Here is a 19,390-nt window from a genome sequence, read left to right as displayed (position 1 = left end):
GAAAGGTTCACCGACCCATGACGACAACCAGGAAATTGCGTGGTCTCCTCTCGTCCGGGGGGCCTCCACTGATGGTGCCGGGCGCGCCCAACGCCCTCACCGCCCGGGTGGTGGAGGAGACGGGATTCGAGGCGGTGTACGTGACGGGCGCAGGAGTGACCAACTCGTACCTCGGAGCCCCCGATCTCGGACTGATCACACTCAGCGAGCTGGTCGGCCACGTCAACGCGATTGCGGACGCGGTCCGGATCCCGGTGATCGTCGACGGTGACACGGGGTTCGGCAACGCCCTGAACGTGCAGCGCACAGTCCGGTTGATCGAAGGCGCCGGCGCGGCCGCCCTCCAGCTGGAGGACCAGGTCAGTCCCAAGAAATGCGGCCACTTCTCAGGCAAAGAGGTCATCTCGGCCGACGAGATGGTCGGCAAGCTCAAGGCTGCCGTCGACGCCCGCAGAGACGACGACTTCGTGATCATCGCCCGCACGGATGCTCTCGCCATCGACGGGATCGATGAGGCGATCGACCGGGCCGGCCGCTACCTCGAGGCGGGGGCGGACGTGCTCTTCGTGGAGGCCCCCCGGGATATCGAGCAGATGCGGAAGATCACGACGAGTGTTCCCGGGATCCACATGGCCAACATGGTGGAGGGCGGTCTCACTCCTCTGTTGCCCCGGGACGAGTTGGGTGAACTCGGTTTCTCGATCGCTCTCTACGCCAATGCGGCCATGCGGGGAGCGGTGGCAGGAATGCGACAGGTGATGAACCACCTCGCCGAGGTGGGGGACACCCGAGACGCGGGCGACCTGATGATCAGCTGGACGGATCGGCAGGCGTTGGTGCGCAAGCCGGAATTCGACGAACTGGACAAGAAGTACGCGGTTGCGGAGAACACGAAAGGGGTGGGCGTATGACCACGTATGACCTCCGATTGCACGGTGGTGAGGTGTTCCTCAGCGGCGAGGGAGTCCGCAGGGTGGATCTCCTCGTCAAGGACGGGAGGATCGCGGGGATCGTGACCCCCGAGGTCGAGGTCGAGGCCGCAGAGGTCGTCGACCTGCGAGGAAAGCTCGTACTCCCGGGCGCGATCGACCCGCACGTCCATCTGGGCAAGGACATCAGGGTTCCACGTGATCCGGACGACGCCCTCCTGGAGTCGGCATCGGCCGTGGCGGGTGGCGTCACCTCGATGTTGGTCTACCTGATGAGCGGCGATTCCTACGCCGACGTACTCCCCGGGTCCCGGGATGTAATGTCACGTGACTCCCATGTCGACTTCGGTTTCCACATCGTCGTCGGCTCCGAGGAGCACTACGAGGAGATGCCGTTCTATATCGATGAGTTCGGCGTCTCGAGCTTCAAGTTCTTCATGAACTTCCGCGGTGAGGAGGGTGCGTACCTCGGTCTCCCCGGAAACGACGACGGCTACATGTACGACGTCCTCGGCCTGGCAGCGGATCGGGGCGCGATGATCAATCCCCACCCGGAGAACATCGAGCTGGTCTGGAAGCTCAAGGGCCGCCCGATCGACGAATCGAAGGGGCCGCTTCACGCGTGGAACATGTCGCGGCCGTCGTTCGTCGAAGCCGAAGCCGTCCAGAGGGTCTCGTTCATGGCGCAGGTCACCGGCGCCTCCGTCTACTCGGTTCACACGAGTAGCGATCTGGCACTCCAGGCGATCCTCCGTCAACGCGAGTCCTACGAGAACCTCTTCGTCGAGACGTGCACGCAGTATCTGACGCTGACCACCGAGACGGATCCCGGACCGGGGACCTACGGGAAGGTCAATCCTCCTCTGCGAGAGCCCAGGGATCTCGAGGCGTTGTGGACCGGGTTGGCGAACGGGGACGTCGACACCGTCGGCTCCGATCACAATGCGCGCCACCGGACGCACAAGGAGAAGGACATCTGGAAGGCGAGCGCGGGCTTCCCCGGTGTGGGCGGCGTGCTGCCGCTCACCCTGACCGAGGGCCTACGGCGGGGGATCCCACTCGATCGGCTCGTCCACGTCACGTCGACGAGGTCGGCCCAGCTGTTCGGTATGTACCCGAAGAAGGGCACCATCCAGGTCGGATCGGATGCCGATCTCGCCGTGGTGGACCTGTCCGGTGAGACCGTGATCGAAGCCGCGACGCAACACTCGGCGGCCGAGTACACGCCCTGGGAGGGCACCCGCGTGCCGATGCGCGTCGTGCACACCCTGGTCCGGGGCCACTTCGCGATGCGGGACGGCGTGCTGTCCTCCACGACGACCGGCGAATACCTCGAGCGGCCCCACAGCGGCGCGACCGCGCTCGCCGGAATGAACACTCTCCCGAAGGAAGCGGAATGAACGAGCCCTCAGCAATCGACGACCTCACCCGCCACCGGTACGAGGCCGCGGGATTCGGTCGACCGATCGGCCTGGGCAGGCGTCCCGGTCTCCTCATCATCGATGTGCAGTACCGCACGGTCGGCACCACCCCGATGTCCTTCGACGACGCGCTGGGGGAGTTCCCCACGAGCTGCGGCGAGGTCGGGTGGGAGGCGGTCACCCATATCGAACGCCTTCTCGCGTTGTTCCGAGCCAAGGGCTGGCCGGTCCTCTACCCGCACGTGGCTCCCAAGAAGGACTACGACCAGGGTGCGCTGGGAGCGAAGGTCCCGGGGATCATGTCGATCCCGGAGAAGGGCTACGAGTTCGTCGCCGAGGTCGCCCCACAGGACGGGGACGTGCTCCTGCCCAAGCGCCACCCGAGCGCGTTCTTCGGTACACCGCTGGCCAGCTATCTCGTCCAGGCCGACGTCGACTCGCTCATCGTGACCGGATGCACGACCTCGGGGTGCGTCCGGGCCAGTGTGGTCGACGCCTTCTCGTACAACTACAAGGTCGCCGTCCCCTCGGATGCCGTGTACGACCGGAGTCCGGTGGTCCACGAGGTCAACCTGTTCGACATGGCCCAGAAGTACGCCGACGTCTCCACGACGGAGGATCTGATGGCCTCGCTCGACGAGCTGCCCGCTCGAGACTGAGTTCGCCACAGGGCGTCCGGGGCCGCCGGCAGGTGAGCATGCAAGACCGTCCGGCACGAGCTTCACCGAGCAGGCGACCGGCTCCACCGGACGGCGCGCAGGGGCGGATCCCCGTTTATTTTCACGCCGTTCTCCCTGCGCATTTCTGCTGGTAGGGCGTGTTTCGACCGCGTAACCCGCCTCGTGAGCCTTTAACGCAATGGAAACGGCATCTCGCCATAAAACTGTTGACAGTTAGCAGACGACAGAATAATGTGGGTTCTATCACAGAGGGCGATCCCAGCGGCAGCCCGCGTGGGCGCCCCAATGGAAACAGGAGAGATCCGATGAGCTCGTTTCGAGCACGATGGGACGACCTTCCCGAGAGGGAAGTGCTGACCAACAATTTCCGTACCGCGATGACCGGCAAAGAGACCGGCGTCAACCGGATCCGATGGATCCATCCGACCGTGGTCCCGACCCACTCCCACCCGGACTGCGAGCAGACGGTCATCGTCACCAAGGGCAAGATCATCTTCACCGTCGAGGACGACGAGTTCACCCTCGAGCCGGGAGAGATCGCCATCCTCCCGCGCAACGTCCCCCACGGCGGCCGCAGCATCGAGGGTGAAGCGGAGTTCATCGAGATCTTCGCCCCCACCCGTATCGAGAACCTCCTCGGCTTCGTCGGTTCCTCGTCCATGCCCGATCCGGGCGGGGAGGAGAACGCATGAGCGTGCAGCAGGTCAGCCCGCACGTCCACGTGGAGACCGCATACCTTGGTTCGAACAACTCGATCATCACGGGGGCCGACGGAGTCGCACTGGTCGACACGCCGCACAAGCCGACCGACGCGCAGGCCTGGCGGAAGGTCGTCGACGGCTTCGGGACCACCCGCTTCGTGGTCAACACGGACCATCATCCGGACCACACCATCGGCAATTTCTGGATGGGCGGGGAGATCGTCTCTCACCGGGGTACGAGGGATCGCCTCCTCCGGGACGCGCCGACACAGGAGTACCTGCGCGACCTCTTCGAGGTCATCGACCCCGACGCCGTGGATCTGCTGCCGACCTATTCGGTGCGCGTTCCCGAGGTGGTCTTCCAGGATCGTCTGGACCTGCACCTGGGCGATGTCCACCTGGAGCTGCGTTTCCAGCCCGGACACACGGCGAACAGTCTGCTCGCCTACCTCCCGGAGGACGGCGTGATCTTCACCGGGGACATCGTGTGCGAGTCCAGCCTCCCGTCGTTCCAGGACTGCCGGCTGTGGGACTGGTTCGACGCGATCGACGCCGTCGAGGCCTACGACTTCGACGTCCTCGTACCCGGACACGGCGAGGTCACCGACCGATCCGCGGTCGAGCGCTACCGACAGTGGGGGCGGGATGTGGCCGGTCAGGTCGCCGCCGCCATCGGCGCCGGCCACTCCCTCGAGCAGGCCTGCGACGAGATCCGGTTCGAGGATCTCATCCACATCGGTAACGACGACTACGCCGGCTATCCGGATCCGCTGATCGAGATGTTCCAGCGCAACTCGATCGCACGTATCTACCACGACCTTTCCGAGCGGCCCGAGCTCGCCCGGTAACGACCCCCTCGAGTGATGGAGTAGACATGAAGATCAGCAAGTCAATGGTGGCTGTGGCCGCCGCCACCACCCTCGTTCTCGCCGGATGTGGAGCAGATTCCGGGACGGGAGGTGGATCGGCCAACGCGACCGCCGACGGCGAGGCCCTGGCCCAGGAAGCCGCTGAGATGGTCGACGAGTACAGGGCGGTTCCGACCCCCGACGATCTCGGTGCCCCGATCGACGTCAGCGAGCTCGACGGCGAGACGATCTACAGCATCCCGATCGACAGCGGCGCGGAGTTCTACGCCGACGGCGAGACGGCGATGGCCGAGGTCGCGGCCGAGGCCGGCGTCGACTTCGTGACGTTCCCCTCGGACGGCACCCAGACCTCCTACCAGCAGGGTATCCAGCAGGCGATCAACTCCGGTGCCGGCGCCATCCTGCTCAACGGCCCCCTTCCGGAGACGCTCGGCCCGCAGATCGATGCGGCCCGGGACGCCGGGATCCCGGTCGTGCCACTGCACATCAACGACATGGAGGACGAGACCTCCGAGGGGCTCGAGTACGAGGCCTTCGCCCCGTTCAACCTGGCCGCGCGATTGATGGCCCTCGACGCGATCGCCCATCACGAGGGCGCGCCGGTCAACGCGCTCATCATCGAGTCGTCCGAGACCGGACCGGCCGAGGACATGGTCGGGACCATGCAGCAGGTGCTCGACGAGTTCGGCCCCGAGGGCTCCAAGGCCACCGTGATGAACGTGGCCGTCCCGCAGTGGGCGACCCGGATCCAGGACGAGGTCCAGTCGAACCTGCTCAGGGATCCGACGATCAACGCGGTACTCCCCATCTACGACAACATGGCCACCTACGCGGCGCCCGGGATCCAGCAGGCTGCCGGCGGTCGCGACGTGCCGATCTTCACTTTCAACGGAACCCCGTCGATTCTGAAGATGGTCGCCGACGGGACGGTCGCGATGAACGTCGCGGAGAACCCGGACTGGGTCGCGCACGTCAACATCGACACGGCGTTCCGGGCGATGCTCGGTGAGGAGCCCGTGCCGGGTGTCTCCGGGCCGGTGCGTGTCATCGACGAGACCAACGTCGAGGAGACCGGCAACCCGCCCCGCAGCGGCGAGGGCTTCGGTGACGAGTACCGCGACGCCTACCGCGAGCTCTGGGGGCTGAGCTGATCATGACCGCCCAGCAGCCATCCTCCGGGGCCGACGCCGCGGAGCGGGCACCTCTACTGCAGATCCACCAACTCACGAAGTCGTTCAACGGCGTCTACGCGTTGAGCGGTGTCGACCTGGCGATGTATCCCGGGGAAGTGCACGGGCTACTGGGCGCGAACGGCAGCGGCAAGTCAACCCTGATCAAGGTCCTCGCCGGTGTCCATGACGCCGATTCAGGCGAGGTCACGGTGCACGGGGCCCGGGTGTCGACCCCGTTCGGGGCTCGCGGCCTCCGCGACCACGGCCTGGGGTTCGTCCACCAGGATCTCGGACTCGCCCCCTCCGGGACGGTACTGGAGCACATGGCTCTGGATTCCGGAGGTACAGCGGTGGGGCTCAAGCGGGTCCCGTGGAAACAGGAACGCGAGCGGGTAGGTGAGTTGCTCGACCGGTTCGGGGTCGACATCCATCCGGACGCGACGATCGACATGCTCACGCCCGTGCAGCGCGCGATGTTGGCCGTTGTCCGTGCGGTGGGCGGGCAGGAACTGGGGTCCGAACCGGGGCGACCCCAGATCCTGGTTCTGGACGAGCCCACCGTATTCCTGCCGCGTCAGGAGGTCGACGTCCTGTTCGACGTCCTCGATCGTCTCCGCGAACGCGGCGACGCGGTGCTGCTCGTCTCCCATGATCTCGACGAGATCCTGCAGGTCACCGACCGGGTGACCGTCTTCCGGAACGGGGAGCTCGCCGGCACCCGGGAGACCCGTGGCGCCACGCGGGACGATCTGGTCAGCCTGATCCTCGGTTCGAAAGCCGAGCACCTGGCCAAGCACGACGCCGTCATCGATTCCGATGCCCCGCCCGTGTTGTCCGCCCGCTCACTCACGGGTGAGCGGGTGAACAACCTCGACCTCGATGTGTACGCGGGCGAGGTCGTCGGGGTGACGGGACTGGCCGGCTCCGGTACGGAGGAACTGCCCGACCTGCTGTTCGGTGCCCGGGTGGCCAAGTCGGGGACGATCGAGCGCGAGGGGAGTGAGGTGCGCAACCCCAGCCCTGCCAGATCCATGGACGCCGGGGTCGTTCTCATCCCCGCGAACCGCAAGGAACAGGGCGGATCTCTCGAGCTGAGTGTTCTCGAGAACATGTCACTGCCGTTCCTCGGTCGGCGTGCGGGAGGGGCGTTGATCGACTGGTCAGCACTGCGCCGACAGGCTGACGAGACCCTGGAGCGACTCAAGGTCAAACCCCAGGACTCCTCCGCGATGTTCGGTCACCTCAGTGGAGGCAACCAACAGAAGGTGCTCATCGGCAAGTGGATGGACACCGAGCCCGCGGTCATGCTGCTCAACGAGCCGACCCAGGGCGTCGATGTGGGAGCCCGTCGCGAGATCTTCAAACTCGTCCGCGAAGCCACCCAGAAGGGCATGGCGGTCCTGTGTGCGACAACGGACTACGAACAGCTGGTCGAGATGGCTGACCGTGTCGTCGTCCTCGACCAAGGACAGATCCGCGCGGAACTGCGCGGAGACCAGATCACCAAGGACGCCCTGGCGTCCGCCGTCTATTCGGAGGAAGTGGCATGACCGCCTCGGAGAAGAACCATGCGGGAACGGCGACCGCATCCCGGTCGGCAACGCAGGCAGTCAAGGGACCGGCCCAGCCGGAGCGGTTCGCGCTCCTGGGCGTGTGGGTCGTGCTGATCCTCGCGTTCAGTTTTCTGGCCCCTGAGACGTTCCCCACCACCGCGAACGTCGCCAACATGCTCGGCTCGCAGGTCGTCCTGCTGATACTCGCTCTCGGGTTGGTCTTCCCACTCCGTGCGGGCGACTTCGACCTGTCGGTGGCGACCACGTTGAACATGTCGATGGTGCTGGTGGCCGTCCTCAACGTCAGAGAAGGATGGAACATCTGGGCGGCGGTGCTCGTCGCGATACTGGCGAGCCTCGTCGTCGGGATCGTCAACGGATACATCGTCACCAAGTTCGACATCCACTCGTTCATCGTCACGCTCGGCGTGGGGACGGTCGTCCAGGGTTTCATCTACTTCATCTCGGGTTCGGTCACCATCAGCGGCATCGACAGGGACCTCACGGACGCGGTGCTCACCCGGCCGTTCCTCTCTGTCCCGATCGGCTTCTACTACGCGGTGATCCTGTGCCTGCTCGTGTGGTACATCTTCGACCACTCGGCCTTCGGCCAGCGACTGCTGTTCGTCGGTCAGGGCAGCGAGGTCGCCCGTCTCAACGGCGTGAACGTCAAGGGCCTGCGTTGGCGCGCCCTCATCATCTCCTCGGGTTTCGCCGGCCTCGCCGGCGTGGTCTACGCCGGGAACACTGCGAGCGCGGACCCCGTGTCCGGGAGCGCGTTCCTCCTTCCGGTGTTCGCCGCCTGCTTCCTCGGATCAACGGTGCTCAAGATCGGCCGGTTCAACCCCTGGGGCACGTTCATCGCGGTGTACTTCCTGGTCACCGGCATCACCGGTCTGCAGCTCCTCGGGGCGCAGCAGTACGTGCAGGAGCTCTTCTACGGAGGTGCACTGGTGATCGCGGTCATCCTGTCCAAGGTCATCCGTACCCGCGGTGAGCGGATCCGCAGGACACAGGTCCAGAGCGGCTAGTCGGAGCCGCGCCCACGTCGGGTTCGCGCCCCACGTGGTGCCGAACGCAGAACCCGGTCATCGAGAACCGGGCACGCCAGACACCCCGACTACTCGTCGGCAACGGAAAGGGAACAGACAATGAAGGCACGCGGAGCAGTAATCCACGAGGTCGGCGGACAGTGGCAGGTCCAGGATCTCGAGGTGAGTGAACCCGCCGAGGACGAGATCCTCGTCAAGGTCATGGCCAGTGGCCTGTGCCATTCCGACGATCACTTCGTCACCGGTGACATCCCGGTCAACCTGCCCATGGTGGGCGGCCACGAGGGCGCCGGCATCGTCGAGAAGGTGGGCTCCCGGGTCACCCGCGTCAAGCCCGGCGACCACATCGCCACCCTGTTCATCCCGGCCTGTGGTGTGTGCAAGTACTGCGTCCGCGGCCAGAGCTACATCTGTAACAACGGTGCGGGCATGGAAACCGGCATGGCGATGGACGGCACCGCCCGGTTCCACGACACCGAGGGCAACCCGATCGGCGGGGTCACCCGACTCGGGTCGTTCTCCAACTACCTCGTCTGCCACGAGACGCAGGCGGTCAAGCTGCCCGACGACATCCCGTTCGACCTCGCCTGCCTGGTCTCGTGCGGTGTGGCGACCGGCTACGGCGCCGCCGTCAACGCGGCTCCGGTCCGACCCGGTGACGTCGTCCTGGTCATGGGGCTGGGTGGCGTCGGCGCGAACGCGGTGCAGGGTGCCAAGCACGCCGGAGCCGATCACATCATCGTGGTGGACCCGGCCGAGTACAAGATGGAGCGGGCGGCCGACTTCGGCGCCACAGCGGCGTTCACCTCGATCGACGAGGCCCGTCCGCTGATCGACCAGCTCACCAACGGCCAGGGTGTCGATGTCACGATCGTCACTGTCGGGAGGGTCGACGGGGACATCATCGGCCAGGGCTTCGACACCGTCGGCAAGGCCGGCAGCCTGGTGCTGGTGTCCGTGGGCTCCCACGAGCGCTCGCTGACCGTGAGCCCCCAGGACATGACGAACCTCGCCAAGTCCATCAAGGGCGTCATGTACGGCAACTGCCGTCCGCTGGGCGACATCCCACGACTGTTCGACATGTACCGGACGGGCAGCATCAAGCTCGACGAGCTGGTGACCACCCGCTACAAGCTGGACGACATCAACCAGGCCGTCGAGGACATGCACGCCGGCCGCAACATCCGCGGCGTCGTCGTCCACGAGCACTGAACCCGGGTCTCACACCCCACCGGAGCCACCTGCCCGGCACACCGCCACCCCGTGGCACACACGCAGCAACGTAAGGATTGAAGATGACGACTTCGCAGGACATGCCGGACGCCGGCAAGCCGATCGAACACACCCGACTGCACATCGGCGGGGAATGGGTGGACGGTCTCGCGGGGGCCGAGTTCGACTCGATCAACCCCGCCACCGGGGAGGCGTTCACCAAGGTGGCCGAGGGCCGCGCCGAGGACGTCGACCGGGCCGTCACGGCGGCGCGGGAGGCCTTCGAGAACGGGCCGTGGTCGAGGATGAAGCCGAAGGAGCGGGCGGCGGCGATCTGGCGTCTCGGCGACCTGCTGCTCGCCGACGCCGAGGAGATGGCCAGGGTCGAGACACTCGACCAGGGCAAGCCGTACCTCGCCGCCCGCGACGGGGACATCCCCACCGCCGCCGGTCTCTACCACTACATGTCCGGGTACGCGACCAAGATCGAGGGTGAGACGATCCCGATCTCGGCGCCGGGCGAGTATCACACCTACACCCGCCGCGAGCCCCTCGGCGTGGTCGGCCTGATCGTGCCGTGGAACTTCCCGCTCGTCATCACCGCCTGGAAGCTGGCCCCCGCGCTGGCCGCGGGCAACACCGTGGTGCTCAAGCCTGCCGAGGCCACACCCCTGTCCGCCCTCCGGTTGGCTCACCTCGCTCTCGAGGCGGGCATCCCTCCCGGGGTGCTCAACGTGGTCAACGGATTCGGTCCCACGGCCGGGCAGGCGATCTCCGAGCACCCGGGTATCGACAAGGTCTCCTTCACCGGTTCGACCGCGACGGGGCGCCGGATCCTCGACGCCGCGGGGGGCAACCTCAAGCGCGTGACGCTCGAACTCGGTGGCAAGAGCGCGAACATCATCTTCCCGGATGCAGACCTGGACAAGGCCGTCGCGGGTTCGTCGAACGCGATCTTCTACAACGCCGGCCAGGCCTGCGCGGCCGGTTCGCGGCTGTACGTCCACGACGACGTGTACGACGAGGTCGTGGCACGACTCGTCGAGAAGGCGGAGCAGATCACCGTCGGAGACGGCTTCGATCCCTCCAGCGAGATCGGACCAGTGGCCAGCAAGACGCAGTTCGACACCGTGTCCTCCTACCTCGAGGTGGGTCGAAGCGAGGGCACGGTCCTCACCGGTGGATCGCGCAAGGGCGACCGCGGGTACTTCATCGAACCCACGGTGCTCGCCGACGCGGACCAGGACTCGAGGATCATCAAGGAGGAGATCTTCGGCCCGGTGGTGGTGGTGTCGCGGTTCAGCTCGGAGGACGAGGTCGTCGGGCTCGCGAACGACACGAGGTACGGCCTGGCCGCCGGCGTCTGGACCGGGAGCGTGGGACGTGCGCACCGTGTCGCCGCGAGGCTCCGGGCGGGCACGGTGTGGGTCAACACCTACGGGATCTTCGACCCGAGCATGCCCTTCGGCGGCATGAAGGAGTCGGGCTGGGGCCGCGAGATGGGTCATGAGGTCCTCCACGACTACACGGACGTGAAGACCGTGTGTGTGGACATCGCCGAGTGAACGGGAACGTGGAGACCGTGAGCGGGGACCCGACCACGACCTCGCGCCTTTTCGAACCATGGCGACTGGGTCGGATCGAGTTGGCGAACCGGGTTGTCATGGCCCCGATGACCCGGAACCGCGCGGACGACGACGGGGTCCTGCCCGAGTCTGCCGTGACGTACTACGAACAGCGCGCCGGCGCCGGTCTCATCGTCTCGGAGGCCACCCAGCCGTCCTCGGCGGGACAGGGGTACCCGGGGACGCCCGGCATCCACGACGACCGGCAGGAATCGCAGTGGGCCAAGGTCGCGGACGCCGTGCACGCGAAGGGCGGGAAGATCTTCTGCCAACTCATGCACACGGGCCGGATGAGCCACGAGAGCTTCATGCCTCCCGGCGGGAAGGTGGTCGCACCGAGTCCTATCCGGGCCGACATCGAGGTCGAGACCATCGACCGGGTGATGGTCCCGGCTCCCGTGCCCACCGAGCTCGACCAGGACGGGATCGACGCGATCATCAGGGATTTCGCCGACGCCTCGGAGCGGGCGGTGCGTGCCGGGATGGACGGGGTCGAGATCCACGGCGCCAACGGCTACCTGCCCCACCAGTTCCTCTCACCGGGCACCAACCAGCGCACCGACGGTTACGGAGGGAGCCCCGAGGCACGGGCGCGATTCGTCGTGGAGTTGCTCCGGGCGGTCTGTGACCGGATCGGTGGCGACCGGGTGGGGTTGCGCATCTCACCGGGAGGCCAGTTCAACGACATGTCCGACAAGGGCAACGACGAGACCTATGTCGCCCTGATCGATCAGATCGACGAACTGGGGCTCGCCTACCTGCACACTCTGCGCCGCCGGTCGACCCCGCTGCATGAGACGCTCCGGGAGCGTTGGAGCACGACGTACATGCTGAACACCGGGTTCCACGGGACGAGCGAGAGAGCGGACCTCGAGCCGCTCCTGGATTCCGGGCAGGCCGATCTGGTCAGCGTGGGCAGGTTGTTCATCTCCAACCCCGACCTGCTCGACCGGTGGCGACACGGGATCGAACGGGACACCTGGGACGAGTCCACCTTCTACACCGGTGGTGACCGCGGATACATCGACTACCCGGCAACACAGCACTAGCGACCTCGTCAGGAGAAGATCATGTCCGACCAGAAAACGATCCCGGCACCACTCGGCGGCAAGGTGGTGGTGGTCACCGGCGCGGCGTCCGGAATCGGTGCCACCGCTGTCGAGGTCCTCCGCGCACAGGGCGCGACCGTCGTCGGGTGGGACCTCGCGGGCACCCCGGAGGCAGATCCGCTCGATCTCACCGATTCCGAGTCCGTGCAGGCGGCCGCGCAGGCCGTTCTGGCCCGGCACGGCACGGTGGACGCCCTGGTGAACTGCGCCGGCGTGATCACGCCGAACCTGCCGTTCGAGAGCGTGGACCCGCAGGATTTCCAGAAGTGCTTCAACGTCAACGTGATGGGCGTCGTCCACGCCAGCCAGGCCCTGCATCAGGCGCTGGCCGCATCCGGGGGCGCGGTCGTCAACATCGCCTCCCAGGCTGCACTGGTGAGCCTGCCCGACCAGTCGGCCTACTCGGCGTCCAAGGGCGCGGTCGCGGCGCTCACGCGGTCCATGGCAATCGACTGGGCCCCGACCGGAATCCGCGTCAATGCCATCTGCCCGGGGTTCACCCTGACCCCCATGGCCAAGCAGCAGATGACCCCGGAGCTGGACGCCGCGGTGTCGCGCCGGGTCCCGCTGGGACGCATGTTCGAGACCGAGGAGATCGGGGCTGTCATCGCGTTCCTGGCCTCTCCCGCCGCGTCCGCGGTCACCGGAGTGGTCATGCCGGTCGACGGTGGCTGGACCGCCGGCGAGCCCGCGCTGCCCATGGGAGGTGCGGAATGAGCCGGCGAGGAACCGCCTACGTCTCCGGCGCGAGCTCGGGGATCGGCCGCGGGGCTGCGGTACGTCTGGCTGCCGACGGCTACCGGGTCGTCCTCCTGGGGCGGAACGAGGACCGGCTCGCGGAGGCGGCCGCCGAGTGCGGTGACGATGCACGATACGCGGCGTTCGACATCACGGATCCCGTCGCGGTCGAGAACACACTGCCGGCGTTGATCGACGAGCACGGCCCGCCCACGGGCGTGTTGCACAACGCGGGGCAGACGATCGTCGGTGCACTGGACCAGCTCACGCCCGAGCAGTGGCAGCGTCAGATGGACGTCAACCTCACCAGCATCTACGCGCTGAACCGCCACCTGTGGCCGGCGATGGTCCCGGGCGGCGGCAGCATCGTGCTGGTGGCGTCGACGGCGTCCTTCGCCGCGTTCCCGCAGGACGCCGCCTACGTGGCTTCCAAGGGAGCGGTTCTGGCCCTCACCAAGGCGATGGCGCTCGACGGCGCCGCCCACGGCATCCGCGTGAACGCGGTCTGCCCCGGGTTCATCCTCACCCCCAACCTCCAGGGGTTCTTCGACGAGCAGGACGACCCGGACGGGGCGGCGGCGGGTGCGGCCGCAGCCGCACCACTGGGACGAATGGGTAGCCCGGAGGATGTCGCCGGAGCCATCTCGTTCCTCTTCTCGCCCGATGCGGCGTTCGTGACGGGGACCCCGATATTGGTCGACGGCGGCCTCATGGCGAGGGTGCCCGGATGAGCGGTCTGCTCGTCACGCGTGTGTAGTGGTCTTCCCGGCCGCACATCAGTCGATATAGGTAGAAGGAAAAGGTGTCGTGCAGATGGTCAATGAGGTCTCAGCCCAACCCGACGTCGATATCGACGTCGTCGTCGTCGGCGCAGGCGGCGGTGGTCTGACAGCGGCCCTGGCCGCCGCGGATTCGGGCGCGTCCGTCGTTGTTCTCGAGAAGCTCGACACCCCCGGTGGCAACACCGCGCTGTCCACCGGATCCATCCCGGGCGCCGGAACCCGTCAGCAGCGTGACGCGGGGGTGGACGACGATGCCGAGCGGATGACCGCCGACCTGCTCCGGCAGAGCGGTCCCCACGAGGCGGAGCATCTGACCAGACGGTTGTCGGAGACCTCGGGCGCGCTGGTGGACTGGCTCGTGGACACCCACGGGATCGATCTCAAGCTGATCAGGGAGTACAAGCACGTCGGTCACTCGGTCAACCGGTTACACGCCCCGCCGTCACGACGGGGTCAGGACCTGGTCGACGACCTTCTGGCCGCGTGCGGCCGAGCAGGCGTAGAGGTGGTCACCGGGAACCCCGTCGCCGGTCTGCTGGTCGAGGACGGCGTCGTCTGCGGCGTCCGGGTGGCCGGTGAACGGGTGCAGGAGTACACGCTGCGCTCACACGCGGTCATCCTCGCGGCCAACGGCTTCGCCGCCAATCGGGCGCTCGTGGGCAGGTGGGCACCGGAACTCGCCGAGCTGGAGTACTTCGGTGCTCCCGGGTCGACGGGGGAGGCGATCGAGTGGGGGTTGGAGCTCGGGGGCGAACTCGAGAACCGGCAGGCCTACCAGGGATATGCCGCGGTGGCCTACCCGTACGGCAACATCCTGTCCTGGACCACCGTGGAGAAGGGCGGAGTGCTCGTCGACTCCACCGGGCAGCGCCTCGGCGACGAGATCGTCGGGTATTCCGGGTTCACCACCGAGGTCTTGGCCGGGCAGGGTCCCATCTGGGCGGTGTTCGACACCCGCATCAGAGATGTGACCGCGCTCGAGGACGAGTTCCGCGATCTCGTCGAGATGGGCGGCGCCAAGGAGTGCGCGTCAGTCGCGGACCTCGCGGCGGTGACCGGTGCCCCCGAGGACGCGCTGATCCGCACCCTGGAGAACTACGGGGCCGCGGCGCGTGGAGACCGCGACGACGAGCACGGGCGGACCGAGTTCGCCATGGCGCCACTCACGCCGCCCTACGTGGCGGCGAGGGTGACACCGGGGCTGTTCCACACCCAGGGCGGATTGCGGATCGACGAGGAGGGCAGGGTCCTGCGCAGCGACGGAACCACGGTTCGGGGTCTGCTCGCCGTCGGCGGGGTCGCCGCCGGGGTGAGCGGCCAGGCCGGAGGCCGTGGGTACTCGTCGGGGAACGGGCTCCTGACGGCGATCGGCCTGGGTCAGCTGGCCGGTGCCGCTGCGACGGCCGTCGGATGAGTGCGCCGGCGCAGTGGCACGAGTGGCGCGAACAGCTGGCGGCACGGGTGTCCGGGGATCCGATCGGTGACGACCCGCAGCTGAGCAGGAAAGCTGCCCTGGTTGTCGTCGACGACCTCGCGGCGATGGTCTTCGGCCGGCAGCACAGCGAGATCCGGGACTTCTCCGAGGCGATGACCCGAGGCGACGTGCACGGGGAGGCGACCGTCGTCGCCGGCGGTCGAGCCCCACGCGAGCGCGCGGCCGCCGCGAACGCGGTCGCAGCCGGGTGGGACGAGCTGGACGAGGGATACCGGCCCGCCACGTGTCACGGGGGTCTGTACGCGCTCCCGGCGGCGATGGCGGAGTCCGAGGCCACAGGTGCCTCGCTCGACGAACTCCTGAGCGCTGTCGTCGTGGGGTACGAGGTCGCCACCGCGGTGGCCCGCGCCTTCCCGGCCCCGCGGCCGCTGGTCCTGCATCCGCACGCGACGCTCTCGCCGATCGGCGCCGCCGCAGCAGTGACCTGGCTCCGGACGAGGAGCGGTGGCGCGGTCCTCGACGCAGTGGATGCGGCGGCCACCATGAGCATGGCCGGCCCGTTCCGACACGCGACTTCGGGGGCGCAGGTCCGCAACGTCTGGGCCGGGGGAGGAGCGGTACTGGGATTCCTCGCCTCCGACGCCGCCGCAGCCGGCCTCCGCGGGGACGCCGTCACGCTGTTCGACATCTTCGGCACGACATACGGGCAGGACGTCGATCCCGGCGAACTGTCATCGGACCGTGGTTCCTGGGCGATCATCGACGGCTACCACAAGCGCTACGCCGCATGTCAGTACACACATGCCGCCCTCGAGTGCGCGCTCGAGATCTGCGAGGGCTCGCCACTGGAGTCCCCGGGGGACGTCGTCGCGATCGACGTCGACACTCATCCGCTGGCGATGGCCCTCGACGACCGGGCCCCCACTACGGCCCTCGGCGGCAAGTTCTCCGTCCCGCATGTGGTGGCGGCGGTGTTGGCGACCGGATCCGCGGACGCCGCGGTCTTCGCTTCCGGGAACCTGACCGACCCCACTGTCGCCGCGCTGAGGGAACGGGTGGACCTGACGGCGTACGAACCCCTACCGGAGCCACCCCACGACCGCCCCGCCAGTGTCACGGTCCGGTACGTGGACGGTACGCAACGCCGCGCCGAGTGCCTCAGCGCCGTCGGTGGGCCGGACAGGCCACTCGGCGAGGCGGAGGTGTTGGAGAAGGCCGGGGACCTCACGGCCCGGCACCTCCCGGATTTCTCACGTGTCGCAGCGCAGATCGTCGACGGCGAGGTGGCAGGGAGCGAGCCCTGGGCTGCCATCCTGTCCGCGCTGGTGCCGGAGGCGGGTCGATGAGCTCCCTCCCGGGCACTTCCCCGGCTGCGGCTGTGACGCTCTCGGAGAAGCTGGTGGCTGCGGCCGTCAGTGCGATGGACTCCGTCCCGGACGCCGTCCTCACCTCCGCCAGACTTCATCTCCTCGACAGTCTGGGAGTCGGGATCCTCGGGTCGGTCAGTGGTCCCGTCCGGACCGTCACCGGGATCGCGGACGCGGCGGGCCACGGCCCCTGCACCGTGCTCGGCCGACCGGACGGGTCCCCGGCCCCGGTCGCGGCGCTGGCCAACGGCGCCCTCATCCACTCGTTGGAGTTCGACGACACCCACGTCGCCTCTGTGATGCACGGCAGCTCGACCCTGACGTCGGCCGCGCTGGCCTCGGCGGAGATGAGCGGTTCCGATGGCGACCGGATGACGGCGGCGTACGCCATCGGGTGGGAGGTCCTCATCCGGATGGGACTGGCCAGCCCGGGGACCCTCCAGGCGCGGGGTTTCCAGACCACGAGCGCCGCGGGACCGTTCGTCGCGGCACTGGTCTCGATCCTGATTCGGGGGGACACCGCTCACGGCGTCGACGCACTCGGCATCGCCGGCAGCCAACCGGGCGGGACGTTCGCCTTCCTCGCGGAAGGCGCGACGGTCAAAGCCGCTCAGCCGGCATGGGCCGCCCACTCGGGGCTGTGGGCGGCCGACCTCGCCAGAGCGGGGATCACGGGACCGTCGAGAGTGCTCGACGGCGACTACGGCTTCTACTCTCTGTTCGCGGACGACCCCGGGGCGGCTGACAGACTCGACGCGTTGCTGGACGACCTCGGTCAGAAGTGGCACCTCCCGGACGCCGCGTACAAGCTGATCCCGTGTTGTCACTTCATCCATCCGTTCGTGGAGGCCGTCGAGCAGCTGCTGGCGGATGGCCTGCGCCCCTCGGACATCGACGCGGTGCACTGCTATGTCCCCGCCGGGGCCGCACCGGTGATCGCCGAACCGTGGGCCCACAGGCAGGCGCCGCCGAGCGGGCATGACGCGCGGTGGAGCCTGCCGTACGTCCTCGCGGCGCGGCTGGTCGACGGCGAGATCGGTAACTCTCTGTTCACCGAGCCGATCGGGGGCGAACGGGCGGAGGTCGCCAGCCGGATCACCTACGAGATCTGGGACGACTCCGGATTCCCCGCCCGTTATCCGGCTCGGGTGGACGCGCGGACCACCGACGGGCGCGTGCTCACCGCGACGGTTCGGGACATCCTCGGCGGCGCCGGACGACCGGTCTCGGAGGACGCCATTCGCGCGAAGGCCGAGAAGAACCTGCGCGAGGCGGGTTGGACGGCGGCCGCGTCGGCGGAGCTCGTAGAGGCGGTGCTGGACGGGCCGTCGCTGGACCTCACTGCGCTGAGTGCACTGTTGCGTGGAGCGGCCGGCGCCGGCCAGCGGTAGCCACTCAGGCCGCGCGACCCAGGCTCGTGGCCCGTTGCCTGATGAGATAGCGGTCTCAGGTCTGCGAGGTCCGTTGTACGCTCGGAGTAGCCGCGGGGATTCTCCCCAGCCGAGGGCCAGAGCGTCAGGAATCCCACCGATGTGCATATCCGTCATTCGCTCCGCCGTCCCCGGCCCCAACAAGGTGCCACCGACTGCCATCGCGATGGCCCGATCGTGACGCCCGGGCGCGCATGGAGGTCGCGGCGCTCCCGGGACACCCCGCGGCGCACCGCGATCCGGGGGAGCGTCGTGGCGCTCCTCATCGCTACGGGACTCTCGTCGGCGTTGCCCGCGGCGTATGCCGCTCCCGCGGAACCGATTGTGGACAGTAACGGGGTCACGGTCCCCGATTGCACGCTGCCTTATGTCAGTGGCGTGAGTGCCAGTTGTTATGGCGCAGACTTGACCGGCTACGACTTGTCCACTCCGCCATTCGTCGACGTGCGCTGGGAGAGCGCAGTACTCGAACGCGCGAACCTGGACGGGCGGACTTTTCCTGATGGCACCGATTTCTCCGGTGCGGACCTGGCCGGGGCGAGTTTTCGATCGGTCTCCGCCGTCGGGGCGTACTTCAACAACGCCGGGATGCAACTGGTGGACGCCACAGGGGCAACACTCACCGGAGCTCGGCTGTGGCAGACCTCCGCACGGGACGCGACATTCGTCGACGCGAATCTGACCAATGCGCAGTTCAACATGGCCGACCTGACCGGTGCGGATTTCACGGGCGCGGATCTGACTGGCGCGAGGATCTACGCCGATGTCACAGGTGCGATCTTCACTGACGCCATCGGAGTGGACCTGACCGGGTCAACCGGCACACCGCTCGCAGGTCCTCCCGGTTACACGCCGCCGCCTCCGCCACCGGCGCCGGACAGTGGACCGATCTCTCTGGCCGCAACGCCTCAGAAGGGATACGCCGCGTGGGTGCTGAAGACCACCTGGACGAACACCTCCAGCACCTCATCGTTCGATTGCACCTTTGAGGCTCGCCCGACCGATGCGGAGGGCAACTACAACAACCTCGCACCGTATCCGGGTCCAACGGTCACCGTTTCGCCGAACAGTGCGGTCGACTTGGTGCAGAACGCCGGGGTCGGACCGCTTGGACTCGAGTGGCAGTGTGCGGGCGGGGACGGCACCACCGACAACCGCTTGTTGTCGACGACGGGCTATCTGGGTCTCGTACGTCCTACGCGGGTGACGATCCCGGAACCCGACCCGGATCTCTCCGTGCCGCCCCCGGTGGTTCCGAAGCCCGGGTTCGGATCGGTGGACCTGACTCTGTTCGGAAGCAGTTAGGACGACGCCG

Annotated in this window: 17 protein-coding genes; all 17 read left to right on the top strand. The window is 67.7% G+C overall.

The window, feature by feature from the left end; genetic code table 11:
• Nucleotides 1–17 precede the first annotated feature (17 nt).
• The 17 genes from NJE57_RS10290 (at nucleotide 18) to NJE57_RS10210 (ending at nucleotide 19,380) form a co-directional block, all read left to right on the top strand.
• Entirely contained in the window at nucleotides 18–911 is an 894-nt protein-coding gene (locus NJE57_RS10290; RefSeq protein ID WP_319028312.1) for an oxaloacetate decarboxylase, read from the top strand.
• The gene (locus NJE57_RS10285) at nucleotides 908–2,329 is read left to right on the top strand and encodes a dihydroorotase (protein WP_319028311.1); all 1,422 of its coding nucleotides are present in this window, start codon (nucleotides 908–910) and stop codon (nucleotides 2,327–2,329) included. Before NJE57_RS10290 ends, NJE57_RS10285 begins: the two co-directional genes overlap by 4 nt.
• Nucleotides 2,326–3,009 carry an isochorismatase family protein gene (locus NJE57_RS10280; RefSeq protein WP_319028310.1) on the top strand — a complete coding sequence of 228 codons (684 nt, stop codon included), beginning with the start codon at nucleotides 2,326–2,328 and terminating at the stop codon, nucleotides 3,007–3,009. The genes NJE57_RS10285 and NJE57_RS10280 overlap by 4 nt, the downstream gene beginning before the upstream one ends.
• 326 nt (nucleotides 3,010–3,335) lie before the next feature.
• Entirely contained in the window at nucleotides 3,336–3,722 is a 387-nt protein-coding gene (locus tag NJE57_RS10275; protein ID WP_319028309.1) for a cupin domain-containing protein, read from the top strand.
• Complete coding sequence (locus tag NJE57_RS10270) at nucleotides 3,719–4,579, top strand: MBL fold metallo-hydrolase (protein WP_319028308.1); 861 nt, start codon at nucleotides 3,719–3,721, stop codon at nucleotides 4,577–4,579. Before NJE57_RS10275 ends, NJE57_RS10270 begins: the two co-directional genes overlap by 4 nt.
• 26 nt (nucleotides 4,580–4,605) lie before the next feature.
• Nucleotides 4,606–5,751 (top strand): sugar ABC transporter substrate-binding protein, encoded by a 1,146-nt coding sequence (locus NJE57_RS10265; protein WP_319028307.1) that lies wholly within the window; start codon nucleotides 4,606–4,608, stop codon nucleotides 5,749–5,751.
• A 2-nt stretch (nucleotides 5,752–5,753) separates the two neighbouring features.
• Entirely contained in the window at nucleotides 5,754–7,322 is a 1,569-nt protein-coding gene (locus tag NJE57_RS10260) for a sugar ABC transporter ATP-binding protein (RefSeq protein ID WP_319028306.1), read from the top strand.
• On the top strand, nucleotides 7,319–8,356 hold the full coding sequence (locus NJE57_RS10255; protein ID WP_319028305.1) for an ABC transporter permease: 1,038 nt from the start codon (nucleotides 7,319–7,321) through the stop codon (nucleotides 8,354–8,356). The genes NJE57_RS10260 and NJE57_RS10255 overlap by 4 nt, the downstream gene beginning before the upstream one ends.
• Before the next feature lie 120 nt (nucleotides 8,357–8,476).
• Nucleotides 8,477–9,589 (top strand): Zn-dependent alcohol dehydrogenase, encoded by a 1,113-nt coding sequence (locus NJE57_RS10250; RefSeq protein ID WP_319028304.1) that lies wholly within the window; start codon nucleotides 8,477–8,479, stop codon nucleotides 9,587–9,589.
• Nucleotides 9,590–9,672: 83 nt separating this feature from the next.
• Nucleotides 9,673–11,154 carry an aldehyde dehydrogenase family protein gene (locus NJE57_RS10245; protein ID WP_319028303.1) on the top strand — a complete coding sequence of 494 codons (1,482 nt, stop codon included), beginning with the start codon at nucleotides 9,673–9,675 and terminating at the stop codon, nucleotides 11,152–11,154.
• The gene (locus tag NJE57_RS10240) at nucleotides 11,151–12,263 is read left to right on the top strand and encodes an alkene reductase (protein WP_319028302.1); all 1,113 of its coding nucleotides are present in this window, start codon (nucleotides 11,151–11,153) and stop codon (nucleotides 12,261–12,263) included. Before NJE57_RS10245 ends, NJE57_RS10240 begins: the two co-directional genes overlap by 4 nt.
• A 21-nt stretch (nucleotides 12,264–12,284) precedes the next feature.
• Nucleotides 12,285–13,040, top strand: coding sequence for an SDR family oxidoreductase (locus NJE57_RS10235; RefSeq protein ID WP_319028301.1), 756 nt, complete (start codon nucleotides 12,285–12,287; stop codon nucleotides 13,038–13,040).
• Complete coding sequence (locus tag NJE57_RS10230; RefSeq protein WP_319028300.1) at nucleotides 13,037–13,792, top strand: SDR family NAD(P)-dependent oxidoreductase; 756 nt, start codon at nucleotides 13,037–13,039, stop codon at nucleotides 13,790–13,792. The genes NJE57_RS10235 and NJE57_RS10230 overlap by 4 nt, the downstream gene beginning before the upstream one ends.
• A gap of 82 nt (nucleotides 13,793–13,874) precedes the next feature.
• Nucleotides 13,875–15,257, top strand: coding sequence for an FAD-dependent oxidoreductase (locus NJE57_RS10225; protein WP_319028519.1), 1,383 nt, complete (start codon nucleotides 13,875–13,877; stop codon nucleotides 15,255–15,257).
• Entirely contained in the window at nucleotides 15,254–16,624 is a 1,371-nt protein-coding gene (locus tag NJE57_RS10220) for an MmgE/PrpD family protein (RefSeq protein ID WP_319028299.1), read from the top strand. Before NJE57_RS10225 ends, NJE57_RS10220 begins: the two co-directional genes overlap by 4 nt.
• Nucleotides 16,621–18,036 carry an MmgE/PrpD family protein gene (locus tag NJE57_RS10215; protein WP_319028298.1) on the top strand — a complete coding sequence of 472 codons (1,416 nt, stop codon included), beginning with the start codon at nucleotides 16,621–16,623 and terminating at the stop codon, nucleotides 18,034–18,036. The genes NJE57_RS10220 and NJE57_RS10215 overlap by 4 nt, the downstream gene beginning before the upstream one ends.
• Before the next feature lie 291 nt (nucleotides 18,037–18,327).
• Nucleotides 18,328–19,380 carry a pentapeptide repeat-containing protein gene (locus NJE57_RS10210; RefSeq protein WP_319028297.1) on the top strand — a complete coding sequence of 351 codons (1,053 nt, stop codon included), beginning with the start codon at nucleotides 18,328–18,330 and terminating at the stop codon, nucleotides 19,378–19,380.
• Nucleotides 19,381–19,390: the final 10 nt, after the last annotated feature.

Origin of the sequence: Dietzia sp. PP-33 (assembly GCF_033790845.1) — a bacterium.
Lineage (GTDB): Bacteria > Actinomycetota > Actinomycetes > Mycobacteriales > Mycobacteriaceae > Dietzia.
Note: the sequence above shows the minus strand (reverse complement) of the source record. Positions and strands in the feature narration are given on the sequence as shown.

What these genes read in the sequence shown, in the direction of transcription:
- NJE57_RS10290 (WP_319028312.1), top strand. Translation starts at nt 18, where the DNA reads ATGACGACAACCAGGAAATTGCGTGGTCTCCTCTCGTCCGGGGGGCCT.
- NJE57_RS10285 (WP_319028311.1), top strand. Translation starts at nt 908, where the DNA reads ATGACCACGTATGACCTCCGATTGCACGGTGGTGAGGTGTTCCTCAGC.
- NJE57_RS10280 (WP_319028310.1), top strand. Translation starts at nt 2,326, where the DNA reads ATGAACGAGCCCTCAGCAATCGACGACCTCACCCGCCACCGGTACGAG.
- NJE57_RS10275 (WP_319028309.1), top strand. Translation starts at nt 3,336, where the DNA reads ATGAGCTCGTTTCGAGCACGATGGGACGACCTTCCCGAGAGGGAAGTG.
- NJE57_RS10270 (WP_319028308.1), top strand. Translation starts at nt 3,719, where the DNA reads ATGAGCGTGCAGCAGGTCAGCCCGCACGTCCACGTGGAGACCGCATAC.
- NJE57_RS10265 (WP_319028307.1), top strand. Translation starts at nt 4,606, where the DNA reads ATGAAGATCAGCAAGTCAATGGTGGCTGTGGCCGCCGCCACCACCCTC.
- NJE57_RS10260 (WP_319028306.1), top strand. Translation starts at nt 5,754, where the DNA reads ATGACCGCCCAGCAGCCATCCTCCGGGGCCGACGCCGCGGAGCGGGCA.
- NJE57_RS10255 (WP_319028305.1), top strand. Translation starts at nt 7,319, where the DNA reads ATGACCGCCTCGGAGAAGAACCATGCGGGAACGGCGACCGCATCCCGG.
- NJE57_RS10250 (WP_319028304.1), top strand. Translation starts at nt 8,477, where the DNA reads ATGAAGGCACGCGGAGCAGTAATCCACGAGGTCGGCGGACAGTGGCAG.
- NJE57_RS10245 (WP_319028303.1), top strand. Translation starts at nt 9,673, where the DNA reads ATGACGACTTCGCAGGACATGCCGGACGCCGGCAAGCCGATCGAACAC.
- NJE57_RS10235 (WP_319028301.1), top strand. Translation starts at nt 12,285, where the DNA reads ATGTCCGACCAGAAAACGATCCCGGCACCACTCGGCGGCAAGGTGGTG.
- NJE57_RS10230 (WP_319028300.1), top strand. Translation starts at nt 13,037, where the DNA reads ATGAGCCGGCGAGGAACCGCCTACGTCTCCGGCGCGAGCTCGGGGATC.
- NJE57_RS10225 (WP_319028519.1), top strand. Translation starts at nt 13,875, where the DNA reads ATGGTCAATGAGGTCTCAGCCCAACCCGACGTCGATATCGACGTCGTC.
- NJE57_RS10220 (WP_319028299.1), top strand. Translation starts at nt 15,254, where the DNA reads ATGAGTGCGCCGGCGCAGTGGCACGAGTGGCGCGAACAGCTGGCGGCA.
- NJE57_RS10215 (WP_319028298.1), top strand. Translation starts at nt 16,621, where the DNA reads ATGAGCTCCCTCCCGGGCACTTCCCCGGCTGCGGCTGTGACGCTCTCG.